The sequence below is a fragment of the Enterovirga aerilata genome, assembly GCF_013044135.1.
Lineage (GTDB): Bacteria > Pseudomonadota > Alphaproteobacteria > Rhizobiales > Beijerinckiaceae > Enterovirga > Enterovirga aerilata.
The window spans coordinates 912,477-924,303 of the sequence record NZ_JABEPP010000001.1 but is presented as its reverse complement, the minus strand read 5'-3'; the positions used below and the strand labels follow the sequence as shown (position 1 = coordinate 924,303).

Below are 11,827 nucleotides of genomic sequence, written 5' to 3'. Positions count from 1 at the left end.
CAGCCCCGGCGCCGCCGGACAATCTCGGAGGGTTCGCACCAGTTGCAGCTTGGTCACATCGGCGGAGCAGCAGTTGGGCCACCCTCGACGTGGCCCCGGACTTGCTCGACGATGGCCAAAGGTCCCCGGGAGTCGTCGCCAGCGCGGAGGATGTCGGACAGGCCCATGTCAGAGCTCACGATCAGCATCCGCCGGGCGCGCTCGGAGGATGCCGCCGCCCTCTCCGATGTGTTCGACGCGGCCTGGCGCGAGGCCTATCAGGGCATCCTTCCGGCCCTGTCGCTCGAGCGGATGATAGGCCGGCGCGGCCCGCGCTGGTGGTTCTCGACCATCGGCCGGGGCCGCCCGCTCGTCGTGCTCGATATCGCCGACAAGGTCGCGGGCTACGCATCCTACGGCCGCTGCCGAGACCGGGGCCTCCCCGCGGATGGAGAGATCGACGAACTGTATCTCGCGCCGGAATACCAGGGCCTCGGCTTCGGCAAGCGCATGCTCCGAGCCGTCCGCAACGACCTGGAGGACCGCGGGGCCAAGCGCGTCGCCATCTGGTGTCTCACCGAGAACGACCGCGGCTGCGAGTTCTACCGGCGCATGGGCGGGCGCATGATCGCCGAGACGGTCGAGCGCTTCTCGGGGGTAGCCGTCGCGAAAAGCTGCTTCCTGTTCAGGTAGTCGCGACCGGACCGAGCACCGCAGCATCCTTGCCGGGTGCTCGCGCCGCGGGTAGACGGCTCCGGCCTGCTCGATCAGGCTGTGGAGAGGCTTGATGCGTCTTGAGGCAATTCCGGTCGGGAAGAATCCCCCGGAGGACGTGAATGTCGTCATCGAGGTGCCGATCGGCGGCGAGCCGATCAAGTACGAGATGGACAAGGAGGCCGGCACGCTCGTGGTCGACCGCTTCCTCTACACGTCCATGCGGTATCCTGGGAATTACGGCTTCATCCCGCACACCCTGTCGGGCGATGGCGATCCGTGCGACGTGCTCGTGGCGAATACCCGCGCGATCGTGCCGGGCGCCGTGATCAACGTGCGGCCCATCGGCGTGCTGCTGATGGAGGACGATGGCGGCCAGGACGAGAAGATCGTCGCGGTGCCGACGACCAAGCTGACGCGGCGCTACGAGAACGTCGCGTCCTACAAGGACATGCCTGAAATCACGATCCAGCAGATCGAGCATTTCTTCGCCCACTACAAGGACCTGGAGCCCGGCAAGTGGGTGAAGATCCTGCATTGGGCCGACGCGGACGAAGCGAAGCGGATCATCTCCGAAGCGATCGAGCGCGCGAAGTCGGAGGCGACCAATCCCTCGCCGCTCGGCGGCCCTCAGACCTGAGAGGGAGCGTCCTGGGGCACGGCGAGCCCGAGATGCTGGCCGAGACCCTGCTCGAGCGCGTTCCTCAGCGTGGAGAACTTGCTTTCGGCGCGCTCCGCCCGGCTCTCGGCGGCGCGCAAACGCTCCCCGGCCTCGCTCAGCATGGCGCGGGTCCTCTCGACCACCTCGCTCGACCGCTTCTGTACCTCCGCCGCCCGCTCCCGCTCCGTGCGGGCTTCGTCCAGGGCCGAGCGAAGCTTGACCTCAGCCTCCGCAATCCTGCGGTTGGCGGCCTTGAGCAGTTCCTCCGCGGCCACCGCCCGCTGTTCCATTGTGTCGGCGCGATCCTTATGGCTTGCGAGCAGGCCGGAAGCGCGTGAGATCATGCCGAGCAGGCCGGGAAGATCAGCTTTCGGCTGGACGACCGTGAAGGCCGGGCGGGCAGGGGCCGCGGGCTGAGTGACCTTCAGCGGGATGATCGCGGCTGAAGGCGCTTCGTCCGCCTCTTCCGTGATCCTGAAAGCCGGCTGACCCATCTGGACCTGTTCCCCGCTCGTCGGAGGGAACTTTCGACAGATATGGTCAAGTTTTCGTTAAGATTGCTCGGGTTCCTATGTGGAAAGCGCTGACGATTTGACGATCAGCCGCGGCATCGCGCAGGATCGGCCGATCGTCGGCGCCCGCTCTTCCGCTGCCGGATCGCGCGGCGGACAGGATCTCGGCCGTGAATGCACCGAACCGCACGCAGCATATCCGGCTCACGTCGCATCCCGAGCCCGGGCAGGCCACGACGCGCTTTCCCGTCCGGTGGGGCGCTGCCGATCCGCACGAGCGCGGCCCCATCATCGGGTCGGTGACCAATCCAGCAGACCGCAACGTGATCGGTTCGCATGGCGGGTCGTACTCGGTCTATCGCGCCCTTGCCATATCGGCGCGGGCCCTGAACCCGCTGGCCCGGCCCGACCTGCACAACACGCATCCCGTCGTGCCGATTGGGCCCCACCCGCAATGGGCCGAGCCGGGGCGCATCGTCTCCCTCGATCCTTGGGGCCACATGGCAGGCGAGGTCTTCGCGCGCGAGATCGCGACCGGCACCGATGTGCGGCCCACCATCGCGGTCACCAAGGCCCGGCTGAACATGCCCGAGATCCTGGCCGCCATGGCCGCACACCGGCTCGCGCCGGACGGGGGCATCCTGCACGGCAACGGCGACATCTCCGTCACCAAGATCGCGGTCGATCCCGTGTGGTGGCTTCCCGGCATCGCCGAGCGCTTCGGCACGAGCGAACGGGAGCTTCGCCGCACGCTCTTCGAGCAAACGGGCGGGATGTTCCCCGAGCTCGTCACGCGCCCGGACATGTGCGTGTTCCTGCCGCCGATCGGCGGAGCCACGGTCTATGTCATCGGCGAGGTGGCAGCGCTCGCCGACGCCAGGCGGACGGTCGCCTGCCGGGTTCACGACGAGTGCAACGGCTCGGACGTGTTCGGCTCCGACATCTGCACCTGCCGGCCCTATCTCGTGCACGGCATCGAGGAATGCGTGAAGGAGGCGCAGCGCGGCGGCGCCGGAGTGATCGTCTACAATCGCAAGGAAGGCCGGGCGCTCGGCGAGGTGACCAAGTTCCTCGTCTACAACGCCCGCAAGCGGCAGGAAGGCGGCGATTCCGCCGCGACCTATTTCGAGCGGACCGAATGCGTCGCCGGCGTCCAGGACGCCCGCTTCCAGCAGCTCATGCCGGACGTGCTGCACTGGCTCGGGATCCGCCGCATCGACAGGCTGATGTCGATGTCGAACATGAAATACGACGCGATCGTCGGATCAGGCATCGAGGTCGGGGAGCGCGTGCCGATCCCGCCCGAGCTCGTGCCGCCCGACGCCTCCGTCGAGATCGAGGCGAAGAAGGCGGCCGGCTATTACGCGCCGGACCCTGTCGCCGCCTCGCTCGACGCCGTGAAGGGACGCGGGCTCGACCGCTACTGAGCCCGCGCGAATGGTCGCGTCGCCGGGCCCGCCCGAATATGCGAGTCCGATTTCCGGGCTCACCCCAGCCGGAACGATTGATGCAGGTCCGCCTAAGCCTCCTTGGAGCAGCATTGCTGGCAGCCTGCGCCGCTCCGCCCGTCGCAGCGGCCGATCTGCGGGTCGACTACCGCATCACGCTTGCGGGGCTGACGCTCGGCAAAGCCGAACTCCGGGCGAAGATCGAGGGCGAGCGTTACGACCTCAGCATGAACGCGCAGCTCACGGGGCTCGCCGGCCTCTTCACGGCGAGCGGGCGCGGCGGCGCGATGGCGACCGGTGCTCTCTCCGGCAACAGGGCGCTTCCCTCCGGCTTCTCGGCGACCGGCCGGTCCGGCGGCTCGGAGCGGACCGTGCAGATCGCGCTCGCCGCCGGCAACGCGACCGAGGTCAGGATCGAACCGCCCTTCGAACCCCGGCCGGACCGCGTGCCCTTGGAGGAGAGCCACAGGAAAGGGATCGTCGATCCCTTGTCCGCCGTGCTCGCGGTTGCGCCGACCAAGGGAAGGCCTGACGATCCGGCGCTCTGCAACCGTACGCTTCCTGTCTTCGACGGCACCCAGCGCTTCAACGTGGTCCTGAGCTATGCCGGCACGCAGCGCGTCCACAAACCCGGCTTCTCCGGCGACGTGCTCGTCTGCAATGCACGCTACGTTCCCCTGGCCGGGCACCGCCCGCAGCGCTGGGCCGTGAAGTACATGCAGGACAACCGCGAGATGGCGGTCTGGCTCGCCTCCGTCGAGGGGACGCGCGTGCTCGTTCCGCTCCGCGTCAATCTCATGACCTATTTCGGCATGAGCATCGTCGAGGCGGAGAGATGGGCACTGGAGTGATCTCCCGGATCGAAAAGGGCTACGATCCGATTACGAGCCGCACGGCCTTCGCGTCGTGCTTCCTGCCGGGGAGGTTCGGCCGAAGCTCCGGATGGCCCAAGGAGGTTCCGCGGCTGTACTGAGCTTGACTCTTGCCACCGTGCGCGACTCGGAGGAGGCGCGCGCCATCCCCCGATCCTGCTGCGCAGCGCCCGCTTCCGGTGGTAGCGCACAATCCTCACGCCGTGCTCGCGGCAATCGAAGGCTGACCGGCCGAGCAACTTCCCATCCGGCTTCGCCGCTGGCGAGTTCCGCTGTCCGTTCCTATCTAGAGCGCTGGTCTCCGCCCGACATCTCCCTTCTGGCCCGCTCCGCCAGAGCCGCGCCGAACCCGGAGGCGTTATCCCCTTGCTGGCCCGCCGCTCCCTGCCTCCGAACCTGCGCGCACGCGGCGTAACCGCCGTGCTCGGGCCCACGAACACGGGCAAGACGCATCTCGCGATCGAGCGCCTCGTCGCCCATTCCTCCGGGATGATCGGCTTGCCGCTCCGGCTCCTGGCGCGCGAGGTCTATAATCGGGTCGTCGAGAAGGTCGGGCCCGAGGCAGTGGCGCTTGTGACCGGCGAGGAGAAGATCAAGCCGGCCCATCCCCGCTACTGGATCTGCACGATCGAGGCGATGCCGCGCGACCTCGACGTCGCGTTCGTGGCGGTCGACGAGATCCAGGTCGCGGCCGATCTCGACCGCGGCCACGTCTTCACGGACCGGCTCCTGAACCAGCGCGGCCGCGAGGAGACCCTCCTCATCGGAGCCATGACCATGCGGCCGCTCGTGGAGGCCCTGATCCCCGGCGTCCAGGTGATCACGCGCCCTCGCCTCTCCAACCTGTTCTATGCAGGCGAGAAGAAGATCTCCCGCCTGCCGCCGCGCTCGGCCATCGTCGCCTTCTCGGTCGAGGAGGTCTACGCGATCGCCGAGGTCATTCGCCGCCAGCGCGGCGGGGCCGCGGTCGTGCTCGGGGCGCTGTCGCCGCGCACCCGCAATGCGCAGGTCGCGCTGTATCAGTCGGGCGACGTCGATTACCTCATCGCGACCGATGCCATCGGAATGGGACTTAACCTCGACGTCGATCACGTCGCCTTCGCGTCCGACCGGAAGTTCGACGGCTTCCGCTTCCGCAAGCTCTTTCCGGCCGAACTCGGCCAGATCGCAGGTCGTGCGGGCCGGCACATGCGCGACGGCACCTTCGGTACCAGCGGTCGCTGCGACCCGCTCGCCCCCGAGATCGTCGACGCGCTCCAGACGCACCGGTTCGAGCCGGTCCGCGTCATCCAGTGGCGCAACCCCGACCTGAACTTCGGCTCGCTCGGCGCGCTGCAGCGCAGCCTCTCAGAAGTGCCGAACGAGCAGGGCCTGACGCGCGCCCCGATCGGGGAGGACGTGGCAGCGCTCGACATCCTGGCTCGGGAGGACGACATCAGGGCCTTGTCGCGCGGCCGCGCGGCGGTAGAGCGGCTCTGGGAGGTGTGCCAGATCCCGGACTACCGCAAGGTCTCTCCCGCGAGCCACGCGGACCTCGTCGGCGCGATCTATCGCTTCCTGATGAAGGACGGGCGCGTGCCGGCAGACTGGTTCGCGCGCCACATCAAGATGGTGGACCGGACGGACGGCGACATCGACACGCTGTCCCACCGCATCGCGCATGTGCGGACCTGGACCTTCGTCGCGAACCGGCCCGACTGGCTCGCCGACCCCGAGCATTGGCAGGGCGTGACGCGTCGAGTAGAGGACACGCTGTCCGATGCCTTGCATGAACGGTTGGCGGCCCGCTTCGTGGACCGCCGCACAAGCGTCCTCCTGCGGCGCCTGAGAGAGAACGCCACGATGGAAGCCGAGATCAGCGTTGGCGGCGACGTCACCGTCGAAGGCCAGCATGTGGGGCACCTGCACGGGTTCCACTTCGTACCCGATCCGGGCGCGACCGGGGAGGAAGCCCGCGCTCTGCGGAACGCCGCTCAGAAGGCGCTCGCCGGGGAGATCGACGCCCGGGCCGACCGCTTCGCAGCCGCGCCCGACGCGACGCTGGTTCTCTCGAACGATGGCACGATCCGCTGGACGGGCGACCCGGTCGCGAAGCTCGAGGCCGGCGACAAGCTGTTCGAGCCGAGCTTCCGCATCATCGCCGACGAGCAGCTCACGGGCCCGGCGCGCGACAAGGTCGATGCCCGCCTGAAGGCCTGGCTCAAGGCGTATGTCACGCGGCTTCTCGGCCCCCTCATCGAGCTGGAGAACGATGCGACGCTGACCGGCCTCGCCCGCGGGATCGCGTTCCAGGTCGCCGAGGCGCAGGGCATCCTGGAGCGCTCAAAGGTGGCGCAGGACCTGCGCAGCCTGGACCAGGCCGGCCGCGCGGCGCTCCGGGCCAAGGGCGTGCGCTTCGGCGCGTACCACGTCTATCTGCCCGCGCTGGTGAAACCCGCGCCGCGCATCCTCGCCGCACAGCTCTGGGCCCTGCGGAATGGCGGCCTCGACCAGAAGGGCATCGACGAGATTGCGCATCTCGCCGGCTCTGGGCGCACCTCCTTCGCGGCCGATCCGGAGATCGCGCGCGGGCTCTACCGCGCCGCCGGCTTCCGCGTTTGTGGCGCGCGTGCCGTCCGGGTCGACATCCTGGAGCGGCTAGCCGATCTGATCCGGCCGGCGATCGCCTACCGCCCGGGCGTTACGCCCGGCGATCCGCCTCCGGGCGCGGCCGACGGCGAAGGGTTCGTCCCGACACCCGCCATGACCTCGCTCGTCGGCACCTCCGGCGAGGATTTCGGCTCCATCCTGAAATCCCTGGGCTACGTCTCCGAGAAGCGGCCGGGTCCCGCCATCACGGTGCCGCTCGTGCCGGCGCGCGCGGTGGGGACCTCCGCGCCGATCACCGAAGCGGGCGGCGAGGCCGGACAACCTACGAACCCGGACGGCCCGGGAATCGAGCCCGTGCCCACGCTGCCGACCGAGCCCGGGACGGGGGACCAGACGGACGACACCACGGATGTCGAGCCGCCGCCCGCGGGCGCGGACCACGATCCGGAGCGGATCGACGATGCGGACGATCCCGATCCGGGCATTCAGGACGATCCGACGGGTGAGGCGCCGCGCGGCGGCCTGGTCGATCCGGTGCTCGAGGAGGCGGCGGACCGGCTGCTGGCGGAGGCATCGGCGCCGGCCGGAACGGATGAAGGCCCGGTAGAGGATGCGGACGAGCCAGATCCGGGGTTCCAGGATGCGCCAGCCGTGGCGGCCGCGGAGGAATCGGACAGCTCGCGCGTCGCCGATCCGCGTGCGGACGAGATCGCCGGCACGATCCCGGATCAGGTCGAGGTGCCTGCAGGGGCCGATTTCCTCCCGGACGAGGTGTCTAATCCGGCTGCGAGCCTCAAGCCGGGCGAGGATTCGGACGCGACGAGCCTCGCGGCAACGCCCGATGCGGCAGCGGCCGGAGAGGCCGTGGAAGCCACGGCGCCCATCTCGGTGGCCGATGCGGCGGCGGGGGGCCTCGGCGAGGCGGCCAGCATGCCCGCCGAACCTGAGATGATCGAGGTGTGGCGGCTCAACCGTCACCAGCGCGACCAGCATCCCCGCGGACGCAATGCCCGCAACCGGCCCGACGGGCGGGGCGGCCGCGACGGCAATCGCCGCCCCGGCGGCCAGGGCCAGAACCGGCCGGGCGAGCAGCGCCGGGCAGGCCAGGGCAGCGGCCCGGGAGCGAGCCGCGGGCAGGAAGGCGGGCGCGAGCGCTTCCGGGCCGAGAGCGGTCGGCCGCAGGGGAGCGGGCGCCCGAACGAGGAGCGCGGCCCCCGACGGGAGGATCGACCGCGACCCGAAGGAGCGCGTCGCGAGGACCGCAGGCCGGAACGGCGCGAGCGCCAGCCGGACCCGAACTCGCCCTTTGCGGCGCTCGCCGCCCTGAAGGCGCAGCTCGAGGCCGGCGACCGGAACAAGAGCTGAAGGCGGCGCATGCGGGAGGGTCGCCAGCGGCTGGACAAGTGGCTCTGGTTCGCCCGCTTCGCCAGGACCCGCACGCTCGCCGCGAAGCTCGTCACGCAAGGGGCCGTCCGGGTGAACGGCGTGCGGACTGAGGCGCCCGCGAGGCTCGTCGGCGCGGGTGACGTCCTGACCATCGCGGCCCAGCATGTGACGGCGGTAGTACGTGTCCTCGCCGCGGGCGAACGCCGCGGGCCGGCACCGGAGGCGCGCCTGCTCTATGAGGATGTCGGACGCGACGACGCTGCGCTTGTCACCTCACGGACCAGCGGCTAAGCGCAATCACGAAAACGCCATCGTTCCGGGTCGCGCGCAAAGCCCTGATCCGGGACGCTTTCCGGCTCAGGCCGGATCGCCACCACCTTCCCGAGCCGGCGAGGGGCCAGGACCGACCAGATGACCTACGTCGTCACCGAGAACTGCATCAAGTGCAAGTACATGGACTGCGTCGAGGTCTGCCCGGTCGACTGCTTCTACGAAGGCGAGAACATGCTCGTCATCCACCCGGACGAGTGCATCGATTGCGGCGTATGCGAGCCGGAATGCCCGGCCGAAGCCATCCGGCCGGACACGGAGCCGGGCCTCGAGAGCTGGCTGAAGCTGAACGCCGACTATGCCAAGAGCTGGCCAAACCTCACCCGAAAGAAGGAGCAGCCGGCCGACGCTAAGGAATGGGACGGGAAACCCGGGAAATTGCAGCTATTCTCGCCCAATCCGGGAGGGGGCGATTAGCGGTTCCTCCACGCGCCCCAAGTGCGCGGGAGAGCCGGTCCATCCGCGGTCTCTCCCGGCGCTTGGGTGGAAGCGGACTAATGACCGCTTCCAAGCACGGTGCGGGATTGAGGTTAGCGCTTCATTAACATGGCTACATGACAGGGCCGCGACTTCTTTCGGGGTACCGCGGCCGGTCGATCTGGGGAGTTGAAGCCGATGCAGCCGTTCAGGATTCTCACGGGTGTCGCAGCTCCGATGCGGAGCACCAATGTCGATACCGATCGGATCATCCCCAAGAACTACCTGAAGACGATCAAGCGCACCGGGCTCGGCGTCGGTCTCTTCGCCGAGGAGCGTTACCGTGAAGACGGTTCCGAAAATCCTGACTTCGTCCTGAACAAGCCTGCCTACCGCAATGCGCAGATCCTGGTCGCGGGCGACAATTTCGGCTGCGGCTCCTCGCGCGAGCACGCGCCCTGGGCGCTGCTCGACTTCGGCATACGCTGCGTGATCTCGACGAGCTTCGCCGACATCTTCTACAATAACTGCTTCAAGAACGGCGTCCTGCCGATCGTGGTCTCGCCCGAGGACCTGGAGAAGCTGTTCGACGACGCCGAGCGCGGCGCCAACGCGACGCTGACGATCGACCTGGAGAACCAGACCATCCAGGGCCCGGACGGCGGCACGCTCCGTTTCGAGATCGACCCCTTCCGCAAGCATTGCCTGCTGAACGGGCTCGACGATATCGGCCTCACGCTCGAGAAGGCGCCGGCCATCGAGGCCTACGAGAAGAAGCTCGCCGACCGCGCCTGGGCGTGACTGATTGGCGGCCTTGTCGTCGCTAGCGTCGAAGCTCCGCGGCCGGTGCGCCACCCACATCTCCGGCCCTGACATGGGCACTCGGCCGCCGGCAGGGTCCGCACTGAAACGCCTGACCAGCCGGCAAGCGCTTCACTCGGCCGCGTGCGGCAGGCGCGCCGGCGGCACTCCGACCAGCGCCGCGAGTTCCTTCTCGTCCAGCGTCTCTTTCTCCAGCAGCCGCCGCGCGCAGCGTTCCAGGACGTCGCGCTTCTCCTTGAGGATCGCAACCGTCCTGTCGAGGGCGGTCTGCACGATCGACTTCACCTCCTCGTCGATCGCATTGCCCGTCTCCTCGCCAAAATCGCGCTCCCGCGGCATCGCTGGAAGGTCCGGCCCCTGCAGGAACCCGCGGGCATCGCGCTCGTAGGCGACGCTCCCGAGCCTCGGCGACATGCCGTAGCGGGTGACCATGGAGCGTGCGATGTCTGTGACGCGACGGAGATCGTCGGCGGCGCCGGTCGAGTAGTGGCCGAATACGACGAGCTCGGCCGCGCGCCCGCCAAGCAGGACGGCCATCTTGTTCTCCAGTTCCTCGCGGGTCATCAAGAAGCGGTCCTCGGTCGGAAGCTGTATCGTGTAGCCCAGCGCCCCGATCCCGCGCGGGATGATCGAGACTTTGTGGACCGGGTCGGAGCCCGGTAGCGACAGCGCCACGAGGGCATGGCCCATCTCGTGATAGGCGACGATCTCCCGTTCGCGCGCATTAAGAAGGCGGTTGCGCTTCTCCAGCCCGGCGACGATCCGTTCCACGGCATTGCCGAAATCCGCCATGGTGACGGCTTCCGCGCCGCGCCGGGTGGCGAGCAGCGTCGCCTCGTTGACGAGGTTGGCGAGGTCGGCACCTGTGAAGCCGGGTGTGAGCGCCGCCACCTTCTCGGCGTCGACGTCCGGCGCGAGTTTCGCCTTCTTCATGTGGACGTGCAGGATGTCGATGCGGCCCTTCTTGTCGGGCCGGTCCACCAGCACCTGGCGGTCGAAGCGGCCGGCGCGCAGCAGCGCCGGATCGAGGATCTCAGGCCGGTTCGTCGCGCCAAGGAGGACCAGGCCCGTGCGGCTGTCGAACCCGTCGAGCTCGACCAGGAGCTGGTTCAGCGTCTGCTCGCTTTCGCTCGTACCGCCCGCATATGGACCGATGCCGCGGGCCCGGCCAAGCGCGTCGAGTTCGTCGATGAAGATGATCGCGGGCGCCTTCTGCCTGGCCTGCTCGAACAGGTCGCGGACGCGCGCGGCGCCCACGCCGACGAACATCTCGACGAATTCCGAACCCGAGATGGTGAAGAACGGAACACCTGCCTCGCCGGCCACCGCCTTGGCGAGCAGCGTCTTGCCCGTCCCGGGCGGACCGACGAGCAGCACGCCCTTCGGCATTCGGCCGCCGAGCCGGCCGTAGCGTTCCGGATCCTTCAGGAATTCGACGATCTCCCGCAGTTCCTCCTTGGCCTCGTCAACGCCGGCGACGTCCGCGAACGTCACCCCGGTGTCGGATTCGACATAGACCCGTGCCTTCGACTTGCCGATGGCCATCAGGCCGCCTGGGCCGCCGAGCCCCTGCGCTATGCGCCGGCCGAGATAGGCCCAGATGCCGAAGAACAGGAGCACGGGCAGCACCCAGGACAGAAGGTCCCGCAGGAAGGTGCTCTCGATCTGCCCGGTGTAGCGGACATTGTACTTCGCGAGTTCGTCGGCGAATTGCGGATCGACCCGCGTCGTGACGAACACGCTCTTGCCGTCGAGCGGCTCCTTCAGCTTGCCCTGGATGAACCGGTCCGAGACGCCGATCTCGGCCACCTTGCCGTCGCGCAGCAGCTGCTCGAACTGGCTGTAGGGAATGTTCGCAACCTGGGAATAGCCCGCATAGATGTACTGGATCAGCATCACGCCCAGGAATGCGATCAGCCAGTACGAGACGTGGAAGGTCTTCGGGTCCTTGGGCGTCACCGGTGCTCGGGCCATCATGCGATCTCGGCTGCGGTATTCCGGCCACAGGTGGGAAGCTCGGCCGCAGCTGGCAAGACGGCCGCTCCGCTCATCAAAGATTAACCACGAAAGGCTGCATTGATCGGGCCACCAACCCGG

General features: G+C 68.6%; 10 protein-coding genes. 8 read left to right on the top strand and 2 right to left on the bottom strand.

The window, feature by feature from the left end; translation table 11 throughout:
- Positions 1-165 precede the first annotated feature (165 nt).
- Complete coding sequence (locus HJG44_RS04585) at positions 166-672, top strand: GNAT family N-acetyltransferase (protein WP_171217106.1); 507 nt, start codon at positions 166-168, stop codon at positions 670-672.
- Positions 673-766: 94 nt separating this feature from the next.
- The gene (gene ppa, locus HJG44_RS04580) at positions 767-1,333 is read left to right on the top strand and encodes an inorganic diphosphatase (RefSeq protein ID WP_171217105.1); all 567 of its coding nucleotides are present in this window, start codon (positions 767-769) and stop codon (positions 1,331-1,333) included.
- Here the strand turns inward: ppa and HJG44_RS04575 are convergent.
- Complete coding sequence (locus HJG44_RS04575; RefSeq protein WP_171217104.1) at positions 1,324-1,848, bottom strand: hypothetical protein; 525 nt, start codon at positions 1,846-1,848, stop codon at positions 1,324-1,326. The genes ppa and HJG44_RS04575 overlap by 10 nt on opposite strands.
- A gap of 188 nt (positions 1,849-2,036) precedes the next feature.
- Between HJG44_RS04575 and HJG44_RS04570 the strand changes: the two genes are divergently transcribed.
- The 6 genes from HJG44_RS04570 to leuD all read left to right on the top strand — a co-directional run bounded on the left by HJG44_RS04570 (position 2,037) and on the right by leuD (position 9,709).
- Positions 2,037-3,293: a GTP cyclohydrolase II gene (locus HJG44_RS04570; protein ID WP_171217103.1), complete on the top strand. Its 1,257-nt coding sequence runs from the start codon at positions 2,037-2,039 to the stop codon at positions 3,291-3,293.
- Positions 3,294-3,373: 80 nt separating this feature from the next.
- A complete protein-coding gene (locus HJG44_RS04565) occupies positions 3,374-4,165 on the top strand; it encodes a DUF3108 domain-containing protein (RefSeq protein WP_171217102.1) in 792 nt (263 codons plus the stop codon).
- Between the two features lie 390 nt (positions 4,166-4,555).
- Positions 4,556-8,140 (top strand): helicase-related protein, encoded by a 3,585-nt coding sequence (locus HJG44_RS04560; RefSeq protein WP_246736072.1) that lies wholly within the window; start codon positions 4,556-4,558, stop codon positions 8,138-8,140.
- A 9-nt stretch (positions 8,141-8,149) separates the two neighbouring features.
- A complete protein-coding gene (locus HJG44_RS04555; RefSeq protein WP_171217101.1) occupies positions 8,150-8,452 on the top strand; it encodes an RNA-binding S4 domain-containing protein in 303 nt (100 codons plus the stop codon).
- A gap of 120 nt (positions 8,453-8,572) precedes the next feature.
- Complete coding sequence (fdxA, locus tag HJG44_RS04550; RefSeq protein ID WP_171217100.1) at positions 8,573-8,908, top strand: ferredoxin FdxA; 336 nt, start codon at positions 8,573-8,575, stop codon at positions 8,906-8,908.
- A 198-nt stretch (positions 8,909-9,106) separates the two neighbouring features.
- A complete protein-coding gene (leuD, locus tag HJG44_RS04545; RefSeq protein WP_171217099.1) occupies positions 9,107-9,709 on the top strand; it encodes a 3-isopropylmalate dehydratase small subunit in 603 nt (200 codons plus the stop codon).
- A 132-nt stretch (positions 9,710-9,841) separates the two neighbouring features.
- Here the strand turns inward: leuD and ftsH are convergent, their stop codons facing one another.
- Entirely contained in the window at positions 9,842-11,704 is a 1,863-nt protein-coding gene (gene ftsH, locus HJG44_RS04540; RefSeq protein WP_171217319.1) for an ATP-dependent zinc metalloprotease FtsH, read from the bottom strand.
- Positions 11,705-11,827: the final 123 nt, after the last annotated feature.